The sequence below is a fragment of the Reyranella sp. CPCC 100927 genome (assembly GCF_007859315.1).
In the GTDB taxonomy this organism is placed as follows: Bacteria; Pseudomonadota; Alphaproteobacteria; order Reyranellales; family Reyranellaceae; genus Vineibacter.
This window is the reverse complement of sequence record NZ_VOHA01000002.1, coordinates 313,286-328,480: the sequence shown is the minus strand read 5'-3', so window position 1 is coordinate 328,480 and position 15,195 is coordinate 313,286. Positions and strand designations below refer to the sequence as shown.

Below are 15,195 nucleotides of genomic sequence, written 5' to 3'. Positions count from 1 at the left end.
AGCCACGGCCATGCTGTGGCGTGCCGCGCGGTTGGCGGTGCTGAGCCTCGCCCTGACGGCCGCGGCATCCGCTGCGCATGCACAGCAGAGCGCCTTCGCGCAGCGTCCCATCGGCAGCGATGTTCAGTTTTCCTACACCTTCAAGGACGCCGAGGGCGCCGCTCACAACCTCGCCTTCCAGCTGCCATCCATCGACATCGAAGCCGCGATGGTGCTGTTCCGGGACTATTTGATCCCGCTGCTCTATGGTCATGTCGAGGCGGCGCTGGCGCGCGAGGCCAAGCGGGCCGGCGTCGTCCTGGAGGCCAAGAGGGTCGGTGACGGCATGTCCTTCCTGATCCATGCCGACAGCGCCGCCAAGCGCGATGCGTTCAATGCCCGCATGGACGACATCATCGAAAGTGCGCGACAGGAGTGGCTGCGCAAGCATGCGCGGCGTGCCGTCGGTCCCGCCATCCACATGGATTATCCGGAAGCGACCCGGCGCAATACATCCGGCCTGCGGCCCGTGGCCAAGGCGTTGGCGGCGCAGACCGCAGGGGTGGACGAGCGGGCCCGCCTGGCGCGGGCGCTGAACTTCATCCAGTCGATCCCCTACGACGACCTGACCAGCCCGGCGACGACGGGGGGTATCGAATACGCGCCGCCGCCGGCGATGTTCAAGCTCAACCGCGGCGACTGCGACAGCAAGGTGGTGGCGCTGGCGGCGATCCTGCGGACCCTGACGCCGGACCGGCGGCTGCTGTTCGTCACCCTGCCGCAGCATGTTGCCCTGGCGGTCGACCTGCCGCCCCGTGAGGGCGATGCGGTGATCGCCCAGGGCGGCCGGAACTGGCTCCTGCTGGAGCCCACCGGACCCGCCGTCGTGGCGCCGGGGCAGGTGGCGCCGACCACGGCGTGGTATATCGATCGTCCGAATGAGATCACGTTTTTCGAGATGAAGGAGCGATAACGCGATGGACCGGCGCCTGGCCGCCATCCTGCATGCTGACGTGGTCGGCTACAGCCGTCTCATGGAGGGCGCGGAGACCCGCACCTTCCGCGAGCTGAAGATCCTGTTCGACAATGTCTGGCTGCCGGCGCTGGGCCGTCATGCCGGACGCCTGGTGAACACGGCCGGCGATGCCATGCTGGTGGAGTTCGGCAGCGCCGTGGCCGCCGTGCGGTGCGCCATGGAGCTGCAGGTCGTGATGGCGCAGCGCAATGCCGGCCGGCCGCCGGACCGCCATGTCCTGCTGCGGATCGGCCTCAACCTGGGCGAGGTCATCGTCGACGGCGACAATATTTTCGGCGACGAGGTAAACGTGGCGGCCCGCATCCAGGCGCTGGCCGAGCCCGGCACCGTCATCGTCTCTACCCGCGTGCGCGACGCGGTCGAGGGCAAGATTGGCTTCGGTTTCGTCGATCTGGGTGACCAGCAGGTCAAGAACATCACACGCGCGGTGCGCATCCACCGCGTGCTCGCGGCCGAACGCGGTGCCGATGCCGCCACCTCGATGCCGGCACAGCGGCCGCCGGCGGAGCCGTCGTCGCGCACCGCCTCGCCGCTGTTCGCGACCGAACAATCCGCGCCGCCGGCGTCGGCCCCGCCGCCGCAGCCGCTCTTTCAGCCCGTGCCGCCGGTGCCCTATGCGCCCGCACCGCCGGTCCCGATGGCGGGCCCTGCCGTCAGCCCGTCGTTCCAGCCACTCTACGCTGCGCCGCCGCAGACCGGCTGGCGCCTCGTCGGCGCGGATCGTGCCGGCACACCGGTCGATATTCGCCTTGACGGGGCTTTGCTCGAGCAACCCGACGGCATCGTGTTCGGCCGCCTGCCGCGCTACTGCCAGCTGACCATCGACAACGACAGCATTTCGCGTCGTCACGCCCGCTTCCGGACCATGTCGGGCACCCTGACGGTGGAAGACCTGGGATCGACCAACGGCACTGCTGTCGCTGGCCAGAAGATCGAACCCTACCGGCCAGTGCCGGTGCCGGACGGTACTCGTCTCAGTCTTGGTGAGATAAAGGTCGTTATTTCAAGAAGTTAACAGGGGAGGGGTGACAAAGGCGGCAGCACGCACTACATGACGTGCGTGGTCTACACGCGGCTTTGGTCGAGCGTAGACCGTGGGGATCCAGACCATGAACCTCCTGCGAGCCATGTCCCGTTTACCTTTGTCACTCTGGCTGCGTGGCCTTGCGCTGGCGATCTGTGTGATCGCGATGCTGGCCTTCGGCTTGGCTGTTGTCGCGGCCGCCGTGGTGGCTGTCGGTATCGGGGCACTGATCTACAAGGCGCGGGATTGGCTGGGCGGCCTGTTCCGGCCGCGCGCGCCGGTGCCGGTGCGCGCGCGCGTGGGCCGGGTCAGCGACGCTGAATACACCATCGTCGACCGCCGCCACTGAGGCCTGCCATCAGCAGAGGGCGTGCATGACGGGTCTGCGCATCGTGCGAGACTCGATCGGTGCGGTTTGCTTTCATCCCAGCAGCAAGAACGGGTAGCGTCGGGCGCACCAACGGCATGGGGCCCGCGCATTCATGAAGAAGATTTTCACCGCTACGCTCGGCACGGAGACCAACACGTTCTCGTCGCTGCCGACCGGGCTGCAGCTGTTCCAGGACACCTGTCTCTTCCGTAAGGGCAACTACGGCGACAAGACGCCGATGTTCGGTGCGCCGCTGGCGGTGTGGCGCCGCATGGCGCAGGCGCGCGGCTGGCAGGTGATCGAAAGTCTGTGTGCCTTTGCCCAGCCGGCCGGCAAGACCGTGCGCAAGGTCTATGAGGAATTCCGCGATGAGATCGTCGCCGATCTCAAGGCGGCGCTGCCGGTCGATGCGGTGCTGCTGTGCCTGCATGGCGCCATGGTGGCCGAAGGCTATGACGATGCCGAAGGCGACCTGATGGCTCATGTGCGCCGGGTCGTGGGGCCGGATGTGCCGATCGGCGTCGAGCTCGACCTGCATGCCAATGTCGGACTCCAGAAGCTGGAGAACGCCACCGCCATCGTGCTGTTCAAGGAGTATCCGCACGTCGACGTGTCGGATCGCGCCGTCGATGTCTTCGACCTGATCGCCGATGTGCTGGATGGCAAGACCAAACCGGTGATGGGCTGGTTCGACTGCCGCACCATCGGCGTGTTCCACACGACGCGCCAGCCGATGCGCGGCTTCGTCGACAAGTGCACGGCGCTGCAGGGCAAGGACGGCGTGCTGTCGGTGTCGGTGATCCACGGCTTCCCATGGGCCGACGTGCCCGACATGGGCAGCAAGATGCTGGTGATCACCGACAACGACAAACCCAAGGCCGAACGGCTGGCGCGTGAGCTGGGCATGGAGTTCTTCCGCCTGCGGGCGGAGACCCAGCCGGCCTACGCCACGCTCGACCAGGCGCTGGCGCGCGCCGCCACCCACAACCAGCCCAAGCCGCTGGTGCTGGCCGACGTCTCCGACAATGCCGGCGGTGGTGCCGCCAGCGATTCGACGTTCATCCTGCAGGCGATGCTTGAGCGCGGCATCAAGGACGCCGCCATCGCGATGTTCTGGGATCCGATGGCGGTGCGCCTGGCGTTCGAGGTCGGCGAGGGCGCCGAGATCGATATCCGGCTGGGCGGCAAGCTGGGGCTGATGTCAGGGCCGGCGCTCGATCTGCGCGCCAAGGTCATCGGGCTGAAGCGTGATGCGCGCACCCATGGCTTCGGCGGCAGCCACGTCTATGTCGGTGACATGGCGGCGTTCGAGGTGAATGGGATCGCGGTGGTGTGCAATACGCTGCGCGCCCAGTGCAAGAGCGTCGATGCGTTCACCAATGTGGGTGTCGATCCGGCGGCCAGGAAGGTCGTGGTCGTGAAGTCGATGCAGCACTTCCACGCCGAGTATGCGCCGGTGGCGTCGGAGATTCTCTACGTCGCCGTGCCTGGCGCCGTGGCGCCCGACTTTCTCAAGATGCCTTACGAGAAGGCTTCGCGCGCCCAGTGGCCCTTCGTCGCCGATCCGTTCGCCTGAAACCGGGGAGCGCGGGCTTCCAGCCCGCTCATATCGTGGCGCGACGCGCGCAGGCGAAAGCAGAGCTTTCGCCTGAACTGCGGGCAGGACGCCCGCGCTCCCGGGCAGCTGTCAGCCGACCTGCAGCGGGTCGGGGCCGAACTGGTTCGGGCCGTCCGTACCCTTCAGGAAGCCGGCCTCGATCAGATACCAGAAGGCGCCGATGATCGGCACGAACTGGATCAGCACCCACCAGCCCGACTTGTTGCGGTCGTGGAAGCGCTTGATCCCCAGGCACACGGCCGGCCAGATCGCGCCGAGATAGACGATGGCCGCGATGATGCCGATGATCGTCGCGATCGCCGAGTCACCGACGGCCGAGATGATCAGAGCCGCGATTCCGGCGACCACGAGCACGATGACCGCGACCAGGACCGAGCCGCCCCAGAATTTTGCGCGGTTGATGCGCCCTTCGGCGCTGAACAAGAGAGCCTTGTAGTCCATTGGATCACTCCCCCGAGCTGGCGCGCGCTTCCGGAATGGGGCGCGCACCTACAAATGCCGTCCCGGGATAAACCCGAGACAGGTTCTACATTTTGGCAGAGTGAGCGATCGTTGACTACTACTAATTGTTTCCACTTTAGGCAGAAATCCCTGCCTCCGCTTGCATGGCCTGCAGCCGCAACACCTGCCCGGGGCGCTGGTCGGTGACCTTGCCGGCCTGCCATACCGGCCGGCCGTTGCAGATCGTCATCTCGATGCCGGCGGCGGGCGCGATCGGGTTCTCGAAGGTGGCGGTGTCGGCCACCGTCTCGGGATCGAAGACGCACAGATCGGCATAGTAGCCCTCGCGCACCAGGCCGCGGCCGCTCAAGCCGAAGTTCTTGGCCGAGGTCGACGTCATGCGCCGCACGGCGTCTTCGAGGGGAAACAGCTTGAGGTCGCGGCTGTAGTGGCCCAGCACGCGCGGGAAGGTGCCCCACAGGCGCGGATGCGGATGCTTGTCGAGCGGCAGGCCGTCGCTGCCGATCATCGCCATCGGATGCGACAGCGCCTTCTGCACGTCTTCCTCGCTCATCTGGAAGTAGATGGCGCCTGCCGGCTGCAGGCGGTCGGCGGCCTCATGCGGCGTGCAGCCGAGTTCCTTGGCCACGTCGCGCAGGTCGCGGCCGCTGGCCGACGGCATCGCATCGGACCACGTCACCAGCACCTTGTCGGCGCGATCGATCATCTCCTTGCGCAGGATGGTGGAGCCGGCGACGTAGGGGTAGACGTCGAACGAGATCGGCCAGTCCTTGGCCGCGGCCTCGAACTTGGGCAGCGTCTCGCGCATGCGGCCGAAGTTCTGGCGGCTCGAACATTTGTGGTGCGACACCACGATCGCCGCGCCGGCGCGGCGGCCGATCTCGAAGGTCTCGTCCATCGCCTTGATGATGTGGTTGCCCTCATCGCGCATGTGCGCGGTGTAGACCGCCTTGTGCTTGCCCAGCGGCCGGGCGATCTCCGCCAGTTCGTCGGTGGTGGCGTGCATGGCCGGCGGATAGAAGAGGCCGCTCGACAGGCCGATGGCGCCATCGGCGAGCGCTCCGTCCAGCATGTCGCGCATGGTCGCCACCTCGTCGGGGCGCGCCGCGCGCTCGAGGTCATCGCCCATGACGCTCAGCCGCAAGGTCGAGTGGCCGACCAGGAAGGCACCGTTGATCGCCGGCTTCGCCGCCTCGACCTTGCCGGCGAACTCGGCAAAGGTGCGCGACAGGAAGGCGTCCTGCTTGACGATCAGCGACAGGAAGTGCGGCGTATCCTGTTTGCGGACATAGGGCGCGGCGCTGGCGCCGCAATTGCCGCACACGACCGTGGTGACGCCTTGGCTCGCCTTCATGGCCATGGTCGGGTTTTCGATCAGGGCCGTGTCGTCGTGCGTGTGCACGTCGACGAAACCCGGCGCGACCGCCTTGCCGGCAACGTCGATGTCGTTGTCCCCGCGCAGGCTGCCCGCGGCGGCGATGGCGGCGATACGGTTGCCCTTGATCGCCACGTCGGCGGTGCGGCGTGCCGCGCCGCTGCCGTCGATCAGCGTGCCGTTGCGGAGAACCAGGTCGTAAGCGGGCATGATGGGGGGTCCGGAACTGATGTGAGTAGGTGGACGAGATCACATACCGCGGGCAGGACGCAAGATGGGAGCGTCGGTCGCGGGGGCGGCATGCGTTGCGACCGGCAAATGCGACGGTCGTGACTACGCTCTCGCCGGCGCCCGCGACAGCTTGGCGCGCTGGTCATCGTCGCGATGCTTGCGGGCCACGGCGGCCTTGCCGCCCGATGTCAGGCTGAACATCTCCAGCGTCTCGAGCTCCTCGGCGCTGGGCGGCGCGATGGCGAGGTCCGTGTAGGCCGCTCGCCCCGGATTGCGCGCGACGCTGCGATAGATGCGATAGCCGTCCAGGAACATCCTGGCGTAGCGTGACGCCTTGCGCACGGTCTCGGCCCAGTACTTCGGATAGAACGTCAACGGGCTCTCGATCGGCAGGCCGTTGCGGCGGTCGGTGCGGTACTTGCGCCGCAGGACGCCGCCTTCCAGCGGATGCACCCGCTCGATGCAGAGCATCATGTAGAACCACAGCATCAGGCGCATCTTGGCGCGCGGCCGGCCGTCGGGCAGCGCCGCGGCGCGGCTGATCACGGTCCTGAAGTGCTCGGGGCTGTAGTAGGCGTGCCAGGCTTCCGCGTAGACGGCTTCCCACTCGGCATCCGACATCTGCGCGTGGTGGGTGACGCGGTGGTTCAGGTCGTACTTGTTGAGATCCTCGTCCATCCAGATCCGGCTCTTGAGCAGGTTGAGATGGTCTTCCGAGCCCGGCAGCGGCGTGAGGAAGAAGAACTCCAGGAGGTCGACCGGCAGCTCGCGTTTGATGATCTCGATGTCGCGCAGGATCGACGCGCGCGTGTCGTTGGGGAAGCCCAGGATGTAGCCGGCATAGGTGGTGACGCCGTGGCGCCGCCACATCTGCAGCATGTAGCGATACTCGGTGATCTTGTTCTGGCGCTTCTTCGCCGCCATCAGGTTGTCGGGGTTGATGTTCTCCAGCCCGATGAAGCAGCGGTTGACGCCGGCGCGGCAGGCCTTCTCGATGAAGCCGGGGATCTTGTGGCAGAGCGTGTCGACCTGGATCACCAGCTTGAACTTCAGGCCCTCGTTTTCGCGCAACCGGATCAGGCGGTCGAACAGCGCCTCCCAGTCCTTGTTGCGCGCGAAGTTGTCGTCGGTGATGAAGAACTTGCGCACGCCTTGCCGGGCGTTGTCGCGGATGATCAGTTCCAGGTCGTCGGCCGTGCGGAACCGGCTCTTGCGGCCCTGCACGTTGATGATGGTGCAGAACGAGCACTGGAACGGGCAGCCGCGGCCCAGGTCGAAGCTCGAGCGATGGCCTTCCGTGCGCCGTACCGCATCGCGCCACAGCATCGGCACCGGCTGGCCCTCGAGTGACGGCAAGTCCTTCATGCGGTTGTAGAGCGGCTTCAGCGTGCCGGCGTAGGCATCGCGCAGCACGTCGTCGAGGCCGCCGTCTTCCGACTCGCCGGCGAAGATCGAGATGCCCATCCCCTGAGCTTGCCGGATCTCCTGCGGCAACTCGGGCAGCATCGAGAGGCAGCCGGACACGTGGAAGCCGCCGATGGCGACCTGCATGCCCTGGGCGATGAACTGCCGGGCAAGATCGAGCGTGCGCGGAAACTGGTTCGACTGCACGCCGATGAAACCGATCAGGGATCGACCGCCGGCGCGCTTGATCTCGGCGACGATCTTGCGCGGCCGGATCCGCACGTTGGTCTCGTCGAACGCCGAGAGCCGCAGCACGACATCGGATCCCAGCACCTGGCGCTTCTGGCAGTCGAGCGCCAGGCCATGGACCGCGGCCAGCGTGTTGGCCGGGATGGCCGAGCGCAGCCACTGGATGGGATAGCCGTCGTCGTCGTAGTGCGTCGGCTTGATCATGACGAAGTGAAACAGCGCGGGACCGCCGGCCATGGCGGTTCCGCCCGTGACACCGCGGGCGGCGTTCCCCAACGACATGCGCATCGCGGCGGCCGTCAGCCGCGCAACAGGCGTGTCCCGTGGTGCCTTCTGTCGGTTCGCCTCGGCGATTTCGCCGTTGTCATTGTTGAGCCCCCCAAGCGAAACCAGTTGTATACTCTACAATACAAATGGGGGGATCCCAAGCGACGAAACGACAACGCCGTTCCTATGCCTCGTTGCGACCCAGTTGCAGGTCGGGTTCGAACGGATAGAGAGGCTCGCGGCGCCTCTTGTAGTCGAACAGCTTGAGGTCCGAGCTGGTGACGCCGTCGCCGTCGCACATCACGATGTGCTTGGCGATCGGCTCGAAGCCGGCGCGGAAATGCTGGCGCGACTTGATCAGAACGTATTTCTTGCGCCGCGGATCGATGCCGCAATGGGTGAAGACGCCGAGATCGAACGGCTCGCTGCGCTTCTCCGACACCACGATCTGCATCTTGCCGGTGTCGAGCACGGCGGTGCGACCCATGCGGATCTTGGTGCCGGTCGCCATCGGGCCGGTGACGGTGAATTCGCCGTCAGTAATGCACTTCACGGTGCCTGTGACACGCAGCGGTTTGCCCTTGAGGTTCAGCTGCGGCATGTCGATCTTGCCGCCCAGCTCGAGAGTCACCGTGGCGCCGATCCCGGCCTCGATCATCTTGGCGACATTGGCCGGATCCCAGATCGGTCCCGCCGCGACGTCCTCCAGGCCCTGCTTCATCGCCTCCTCGACGACGCTCATCACGTCCTGCGTGCCGCCCGATGCGGTGTTGTCGCCATGGTCGGCGAGAATGATGGGGCCGCCATCGAGTTTCTTGGCGCGCGCGACCTGTGCCGACAACGCTTCGCCGGTGTAGAGGAAGGCTTCGCGCCGCTCCCAGGCCTGATCGAGCAGGCTGTTGAGCAGGATCTCGCCTTCGGCCGTGCGCTTGTCGCACACGATCACCGCCGAGCAGGAGAGGTGGGGGATGTCGGCCTGCGGGAAGCCGCCGAACACCGACGCGTTCAGCACCTGGCCCGAATCCTCCGCCTTGTTGGCGCGGTCCATGATGTCCTTCATGGGCTGGCGCGAGGGCGTGTGCGAGAGCGTGCTGGTCAGCATCGGCCGGAAGCCCCACACCATCTTCGGTTCGATCTCGCCGTTGAGCGCCCGCACCAGGGTGCGGCCGGCGCGCTCGGCCGTGTGGCCCATGTCGATGTGCGGGTAGGTGCGGTAGCCTGTGACCACGGTGGCGTTCTCGATCATCGCCGCCGTCATCTGGGCGTGGAAATCGAGGCCGACCGCGACCGGCAGGTCCGGCGCGATGGCGCGAATGCGGCGCAGCAGCTCGCCTTCGCCATCGTCGAAATGCTCTGCCACCATGGCGCCGTGCAGCGCCAGGAAGGCGGCGTCGCAGCCCTTGCGGATCTCGCCGACGATGGCCTCGCACATCTGCTCGTAGGCCGCCTTCTGCACCAGGCCGGACGGGTTGGCACTGGCCGCCATGGGCAGGGTGAACTCGGCGCCGATGTCCTGCGCGACGCGGATGAAACCGCCGGTCTGGGTGTTCGTACCTGTAAGCTCGGCAATGGCGGCCGGGCCCGACATTGCTCCCATGCGCCCAAAGGATTCGATCGGCGTCGGTACCGGAGAGAATGTATTGGTCTCGTGCATCATCATGGCGATGACGATTTTTCGGCGGGCCATGTGTCCTCCCAAAGCGCCGTACCGTTGTCCGGACGCAAGTGATTGATCCAGCTAGATGTTGCCGGTTTTCGCCGGTCGCTTCCAAGGGTTCGATCGATGAGCAAATCGCATGACCCGCATGCGGGTTTCTGTTGCGTTGCAAAATTGCAACACCGTCACGCACATAAACCGCCGTTTAGCTTGTTGAAAACGAACAGGAAAAAGAAGCTTGATTCCTGTTCGCAGGTGCACCATATTCGTCTTGTGACAAACGTCGCTCGGCGACCTCTGTGTTTGTCATATGCCCGTCTTGGGCGTTTCCTCCCTAAAACTCGGGCGGTGTCTTCGGACACCGCTCTTTTTCTTTGTGGCTCTGTCATCGCCCGCGACGCATCGTGCGCCCGGTCGCAGAAGATCCCTCTCCTGAGCCCGTCGAAGTAGCGCTCGGGATGACAGGTCTACTCCGCGGCGTTGCGCGGCGCGGTCCAGGCGGGGAAGGCGGAGTGGCCCAACGTGGTCCGGCCGACATCCTCGACCAGGTCAGCCAGCCGCTTGGCCAGCGGCTCGAAGCCGGCGTGCGGACGCAGGGACGCTTCGTCCATGTAGAGCGCGCGGTTGATTTCGATCTGCAACACGTGCACGCCCTGCGTCGGCACGCCGTAGTGCTGGGTGGTGAACCCGCCAGCGTAGGGCTGGTTGCGCACGACGCGATAGCCGTGATGGTGCAGCCAGCGCTCGGCCAGGTGCATCAGCGCCGGCGCACAGGCGGCACCATGATTGTCGCCCAGCACGAAGTCCACGCGGCCCGTAGGGGGATGGCCGCCGCCCGGCGAGGTTGACGGCATCGAGTGGCAGTCGATCAGGATGCAGTGGCCGAAACGCTCACGGGTTTCGGCGATCAGCCGGTCGAGGGCCGCGTGATAGGGCCGGTAGTACCAGGCGACGCGCCGTTCCAGTTCGGCCACCGGCAGCTTGCGGCGATAGATGGCCTGGCCGTCGAAGGCCACGCGCGGCACGGTGCCCAGGCCGGCCGCCACCCGCGGCGAGCGCGTATTGGCATGGCTGGGCAGCGGCCCGTCGAACATCGCCGCGTCGACCTCATAGGGCTCGCGGTTGGCATCGACGAAGGAGCGCGGGAAGAGGGCGCGGACCATCGGCACGCCGCGCTGGATCGCCGGCGCGAACAGGTCATCGACGTAGGCATCCTCCGACCGGCGCAGAACCGAGACGTCCAGGTGCGTGAGGCCGAGGAAGTCCGGCGCATAGAAATTGCCGCTGTGTGGCGACGCCAGGACGACCGGCAGCGTCGGCGCCAGCGGGTGCAGGATATCGACAGGTGGCGCAGGTTGCGCAGGGGACGAGTCCATGGCCCTTCCTGCTTAAACGGAATCACGCGCGCCGTCACCCGTCGTTCGACGACATGCCGTCGCGCCCCCCAACGGCGTGACTTGCCAAGGCGGGATGGATCGGCTAATCACCGCGCCGACCTCACGGAAACGTCCTCAACCTTTGTAGGGCGATCCGCATCAAGGGCGCGTAGCTCAGCGGTAGAGCACTGTCTTGACATGGCAGGGGTCACAGGTTCAATCCCTGTCGCGCCCACCACTTTTCTTAGAGTGGTAATTCAAAGCGTTACCGGTTCTCACCAAACGCTACTTGGTGTCCACAAAGGCCGAGCGTGGCACGATCGCGGCTCGATCGGCTTCTCAGCCCGGACGGCTGGGCGTCTTCTCCAGCAGCAACAACGTCTCGAAGGCGACGTGGGCGGCGAGGTGCGCGGCCATGCCCTGCACGTCGTGCGGCGGGCTCACGGTGTTGATGTCGGCGGCAACGATGTCGAGCCCGGTGAGACCGCGCAGGAACTGCAGCCCTTCGCGCGCCGTGAAGCCGCCCCAGGTCGGCGTGCAGACGCCGGGCGCCACCGACGGATCGAACGCATCCATGTCCCACGACAGGTAGACCGGGCGACCCTTCATCGCCTGGTGCAGTTCGGCCAGCACGTCGGCCTCGCCGCGCCGCATGTACTCGCGCATGGTGATGATGTTGTAGCCCAGCGCGCGCGTATGCTGGAACACGCCGGCCCGGTAGGTCGAGCCGCGGATGCCGACATGGTAGGAGGCGCTGGGCGAGATGCGCTGCTCGAGCGCAGCATGGCTGAACTGGCTTGACGAGTCGTAAGGATGCTCGGGATTGACCTGGTGGCAGTCGGTATGACTGTCGACGTGCAGTACGCAGAGATCGGGCCATCGCCGCGCCGCCGCGCGCACCAGCGGCACCGAGATCGAGCCGTCGCCGCCGAAGCCGATCGGCGTCGCGCCGGCATCAATGATGCGCCAGGCCGCCGCCTCGATGCGCGCGAAAGCATCCTCGATGCGGCTCGGCGTCAGGATCACGTCGCCGCAATCGACCAGCTTCAGGGCGGCGCGGATGTCGTAGTCGGCGACTTCCGACTCGAAGGCGCGCACCAGGCGCGACTGTTCGCGGATCGCCTGCGGTCCTTGGCGCGAGCCGATGCGGAAAGCATGCGTGCCGCAGTCGAACGGCACGCCGATGATTGCCGCACCGGCGCCTTCGGCCGAAGCCGCCCACGGCACGCCCATGAACCCGGTGTCGGTCCGCAGCAGCTCGGCATCGGCAAGATTGTCGGCACGGATGGTCATTCGTCGGACTCGCTCTACGCGTTACGCACGCGACAGGAAGGACAGCGCCGCCAGCGCATGCACCTGCGCCACGGCGACCAGTTCGTCGACCAGGATATGCTCGTCCGGTCCGCCCATGTTGAACGGCGTCAGGCCGAAGATGACCGTGGGCACGCCGAACATCCGGTAGAGCCGCGCATCGGAGGCACCCACGCGCATGTTCGTGACCGGCGCGCGGCCCAGCACTTTGGTTGCCGCCGCGACGGTGCTGCGCACGATCTCATGGTCCGGCGGCGTGAAGCTCGGCGGATACTGCCGGCTGACCTGCCAGCGCACGCCGTCGCGTCCGTCGAGTGCGCGATGCAGCGCGTCCGCGACAGTCTCCAGGCTGATGCCGACGGGCAGGCGGATGTCTGCCGCTGCTTTCGCACGCGTCGGCACGAGGTTGGGGGAGACGCCACCGTCGATGGTGCCGATGTTCACGGTCAACCGTTGCAGGGTGTCGGCCTCGCCGGCGCCCGACAGTGCCTCCGAAACCGGTTTGGCGGCGGCGATCGCGGCGGTCACGTCGGCCGGCGCCGTGACCGGCAGCTGCTCCAGCCGCTTCAGCGCATCGAGCGCCTCGCGCAACAGGTCGATGGCGTTGACGCCTTTGTGGACATGCGCGCCGTGCGCCGGCCGGCCGGTGGCCTCGATCTCGATCCAGACCAGGCCCTTCTCGCCGAAGCGCACGACCATGGGTGAGCCGACGTCGCCGCAGATCATCGCGTCGCCCTGGGCGTGCGGCACATTCTCCAACAGCCAGCGCGAGCCCAGCGATCCCATGCTCTCTTCATCGCCAGCGAACGTCAGCACGATCTCGCCGCGCCAGGCGTCGCGGTGCTGTGCCAGCAAGCGTGCCGCGTATAGGGACGCCGCGATGCCGCCCTTCATGTCCGACACGCCGCGGCCGTAGAGCTTGCCGTCGCGCAGCGTGCCGCCCAGCGGCGGCACGCTCCAGCCGAGATCCTCGCCCAAGGGAAAGGTGTCGAGATGGCCGTTGAAGATCAGCCGGCGGCCGGGCCGGCCGCTCTTGATCGTCGCCACCAGGTTGACGATGCCGGGTGCCGTCTCGAATCGTTCGATCTGCGCGCCGTCGATGGTGCGCAACAGCGCGTCGGTGGCGTCGGCGGTCTGCCGCACGTCGCCGGGTGGATTGGGCGATGCCGTCGCCACCAGACGCTGCGTCATGGCGACAAGATCATCGCGGCCGGCAGCGATGGCGGCAGCGATGCGCGAGGCCAGATCCATCACGTCAGCGTTGGGCAAGGCGACGCTCCCACAGCCGGATCGCCATGGCCAGCGGCCAGCAGATGAAGAAATAGACGATGGCGATGAACGAGAAGATCTCGAGCGGCCGGAAGGTCGAGGCCGACAGTTCCATGCCGCGGCGCGTGATCTCGGTGACGGAAATCACCGCGCCCAGCGACGAGAACTTGATGAGCTGCACGAAGTTCGACGCCAGCGGCGGCAGGGTCAGGCGGATGGCCTGCGGCAGCACGATGCGCCGCAAGCTCTGTGCCGGCGTCAACCCCAGCACCTGGGCCGCCTCGCGGTGACCCTTGGGCACGGCCTGGATGCCGGCGCGATAGACCTCGGAGATGAACGCCGCCATGTAGACCGACAAGCCGATCAGGATGGCCGACAGCGACGAGATGCCGATATTGAAGACGATCGGCAGCACGTAGTAGACCCACAGCAGCTGGACCAGGATCGGCGTGTTGCGGATGATCTCGCCAAACGCCAGAGCCACGCTGCGCACCACGAAGAAGCGCGACATGTCCATCATGGCCAGCAGCAGGCCGCCGATCATGGCGAAGACCAGCGCCGTGGCGGAGATGATCAAGGTCATCTCCAGCCCGGACATCAGGAAGTCGAGATTGCCGGGGATGATGTCCCAGCGGAACTGATAGGTCACACCGCGTTCTCCTGGCTGATACCGTCATCCCGAGCGCAGCGAGGGATCTCCTGGGAATGGAGTCTCTGCACGCGGGAGATCCCTCGCTGCGCTCGGGATGACAGTCCCTTTCTACGGCGCGACGATGGGGCCGAGTTTGTTCTTCTCGGCGTACTTCTTCAGGCGCCCGTCGAGCTTGATGGTGTCGATGAACAGGTTGACGTAGTTGAGCCAGATCTGGTCGCCTTGCGGCACGACATAGGCGTAAGGCGTTACCGCCAGCTTTTCGTCGGGCTCGATGGTCTGCGCCCAGTCGAACTCGTCGGTGACCTTCACCGCGGTGGGAAAGTCGGTCATGATCACATCGACGCGCCGCGCCACCAGCTCGCCTTCACGCGTGTTGGGCGGCGCGACCGATACCACTTCGGCGTTCTTCAGATAGGACTTCATGAAAGGCTCGATGTAGCTGCCCAGCGACACCGCCGCCTTCACGCCCTTCTTGTCGACATCGGCCCAGGTCTTGACCGGGCCGCCCTTGCGGGTCACCGCATACACGTTGGTGATCAGATAGGGCTTGGAGAATTCCACGGCCTGGGCGCGTTTGAGCGAGGCGCCGACGCCGAACATGCCGATCTCGCACTTGTTGGCCTGCAGGTCGGCGATGAAGGTGCCGAAGCTCGACTCGACGATCTCCAGCTGCGCGCCAAGCTCCTTGGCGAGTTCCTTGGAGAGGTCGGCGTCGATGCCTTCGATCTCGCCCGTCTTGGGATTGCGGAACGAGATCGAATAGTAGAGCGGGAACTGGCAGACCCGCAGCTTCTTGGACTTCGTCACCTCGATCAGGCGCGACTGGATGGCCTGGGCCTGTGCCGCCTGCGGCGCCATCACAGCGACCGGCAGCGCCACGGCAGCGAACCGCAGCAATCGGGACATCACGTT

At 66.3% G+C, this 15,195-nt stretch carries 13 protein-coding genes and 1 tRNA gene; 5 read left to right on the top strand and 9 right to left on the bottom strand.

Annotated elements, in window-relative coordinates:
• Window positions 1–10: 10 nt before the first annotated feature.
• From FQU96_RS07675 to FQU96_RS07660, 4 genes are all read left to right on the top strand, one after another.
• On the top strand, window positions 11–952 hold the full coding sequence (locus FQU96_RS07675; RefSeq protein ID WP_146540276.1) for a hypothetical protein: 942 nt from the start codon (window positions 11–13) through the stop codon (window positions 950–952).
• A gap of 4 nt (window positions 953–956) precedes the next feature.
• Window positions 957–2,030 (top strand): adenylate/guanylate cyclase domain-containing protein, encoded by a 1,074-nt coding sequence (locus tag FQU96_RS07670; RefSeq protein WP_146540275.1) that lies wholly within the window; start codon window positions 957–959, stop codon window positions 2,028–2,030.
• A 94-nt stretch (window positions 2,031–2,124) separates the two neighbouring features.
• Window positions 2,125–2,388, top strand: a complete 264-nt coding sequence (locus FQU96_RS07665; protein ID WP_146540274.1) for a hypothetical protein — start codon at window positions 2,125–2,127, stop codon at window positions 2,386–2,388.
• A gap of 133 nt (window positions 2,389–2,521) precedes the next feature.
• Window positions 2,522–3,985 carry a M81 family metallopeptidase gene (locus FQU96_RS07660; protein WP_146540273.1) on the top strand — a complete coding sequence of 488 codons (1,464 nt, stop codon included), beginning with the start codon at window positions 2,522–2,524 and terminating at the stop codon, window positions 3,983–3,985.
• Between the two features lie 111 nt (window positions 3,986–4,096).
• On the opposite strand, the gene FQU96_RS07655 is transcribed toward FQU96_RS07660, so the two are convergent.
• The 5 genes from FQU96_RS07655 to FQU96_RS07635 form a co-directional block, all read right to left on the bottom strand.
• Complete coding sequence (locus tag FQU96_RS07655; protein ID WP_146540272.1) at window positions 4,097–4,468, bottom strand: DUF805 domain-containing protein; 372 nt, start codon at window positions 4,466–4,468, stop codon at window positions 4,097–4,099.
• Window positions 4,469–4,604: 136 nt separating this feature from the next.
• Window positions 4,605–6,074 (bottom strand): amidohydrolase family protein, encoded by a 1,470-nt coding sequence (locus tag FQU96_RS07650; RefSeq protein ID WP_146540271.1) that lies wholly within the window; start codon window positions 6,072–6,074, stop codon window positions 4,605–4,607.
• A gap of 123 nt (window positions 6,075–6,197) precedes the next feature.
• Window positions 6,198–7,985 (bottom strand): radical SAM protein, encoded by a 1,788-nt coding sequence (locus FQU96_RS07645; RefSeq protein ID WP_255467899.1) that lies wholly within the window; start codon window positions 7,983–7,985, stop codon window positions 6,198–6,200.
• 214 nt (window positions 7,986–8,199) lie between these two features.
• On the bottom strand, window positions 8,200–9,702 hold the full coding sequence (locus tag FQU96_RS07640; protein WP_146540270.1) for a M81 family metallopeptidase: 1,503 nt from the start codon (window positions 9,700–9,702) through the stop codon (window positions 8,200–8,202).
• 437 nt (window positions 9,703–10,139) lie between these two features.
• A complete protein-coding gene (locus tag FQU96_RS07635) occupies window positions 10,140–11,048 on the bottom strand; it encodes an N-formylglutamate amidohydrolase (protein ID WP_146540269.1) in 909 nt (302 codons plus the stop codon).
• Between the two features lie 163 nt (window positions 11,049–11,211).
• Between FQU96_RS07635 and FQU96_RS07630 the strand changes: the two genes are divergently transcribed.
• Window positions 11,212–11,286 (top strand) — tRNA-Val (locus FQU96_RS07630).
• A 101-nt stretch (window positions 11,287–11,387) separates the two neighbouring features.
• On the opposite strand, the gene FQU96_RS07625 is transcribed toward FQU96_RS07630, so the two are convergent.
• The 4 genes from FQU96_RS07625 to FQU96_RS07610 all read right to left on the bottom strand — a co-directional run bounded on the left by FQU96_RS07625 (window position 11,388) and on the right by FQU96_RS07610 (window position 15,189).
• Entirely contained in the window at window positions 11,388–12,341 is a 954-nt protein-coding gene (locus FQU96_RS07625; protein ID WP_146540268.1) for an arginase family protein, read from the bottom strand.
• A gap of 21 nt (window positions 12,342–12,362) precedes the next feature.
• Window positions 12,363–13,628, bottom strand: a complete 1,266-nt coding sequence (locus tag FQU96_RS07620) for a M20/M25/M40 family metallo-hydrolase (RefSeq protein WP_255467898.1) — start codon at window positions 13,626–13,628, stop codon at window positions 12,363–12,365.
• Complete coding sequence (locus FQU96_RS07615) at window positions 13,615–14,277, bottom strand: amino acid ABC transporter permease (RefSeq protein ID WP_255467897.1); 663 nt, start codon at window positions 14,275–14,277, stop codon at window positions 13,615–13,617. The genes FQU96_RS07620 and FQU96_RS07615 overlap by 14 nt, the downstream gene beginning before the upstream one ends.
• Before the next feature lie 111 nt (window positions 14,278–14,388).
• On the bottom strand, window positions 14,389–15,189 hold the full coding sequence (locus tag FQU96_RS07610) for an ABC transporter substrate-binding protein (protein ID WP_255467896.1): 801 nt from the start codon (window positions 15,187–15,189) through the stop codon (window positions 14,389–14,391).
• Window positions 15,190–15,195 lie beyond the last annotated feature (6 nt).

Bases quoted from the DNA above. Each gene is read 5' to 3' on its own strand.
- FQU96_RS07625 (WP_146540268.1), bottom strand. From the start codon at position 12,341: ATGACCATCCGTGCCGACAATCTTGCCGATGCCGAGCTGCTGCGGACC.
- FQU96_RS07640 (WP_146540270.1), bottom strand. From the start codon at position 9,702: ATGGCCCGCCGAAAAATCGTCATCGCCATGATGATGCACGAGACCAAT.
- FQU96_RS07645 (WP_255467899.1), bottom strand. From the start codon at position 7,985: ATGGCCGGCGGTCCCGCGCTGTTTCACTTCGTCATGATCAAGCCGACG.
- FQU96_RS07610 (WP_255467896.1), bottom strand. From the start codon at position 15,189: ATGTCCCGATTGCTGCGGTTCGCTGCCGTGGCGCTGCCGGTCGCTGTG.
- FQU96_RS07665 (WP_146540274.1), top strand. From the start codon at position 2,125: ATGAACCTCCTGCGAGCCATGTCCCGTTTACCTTTGTCACTCTGGCTG.
- FQU96_RS07635 (WP_146540269.1), bottom strand. From the start codon at position 11,048: ATGGACTCGTCCCCTGCGCAACCTGCGCCACCTGTCGATATCCTGCAC.
- FQU96_RS07655 (WP_146540272.1), bottom strand. From the start codon at position 4,468: ATGGACTACAAGGCTCTCTTGTTCAGCGCCGAAGGGCGCATCAACCGC.
- FQU96_RS07650 (WP_146540271.1), bottom strand. From the start codon at position 6,074: ATGCCCGCTTACGACCTGGTTCTCCGCAACGGCACGCTGATCGACGGC.
- FQU96_RS07660 (WP_146540273.1), top strand. From the start codon at position 2,522: ATGAAGAAGATTTTCACCGCTACGCTCGGCACGGAGACCAACACGTTC.
- FQU96_RS07670 (WP_146540275.1), top strand. From the start codon at position 957: ATGGACCGGCGCCTGGCCGCCATCCTGCATGCTGACGTGGTCGGCTAC.
- FQU96_RS07675 (WP_146540276.1), top strand. From the start codon at position 11: ATGCTGTGGCGTGCCGCGCGGTTGGCGGTGCTGAGCCTCGCCCTGACG.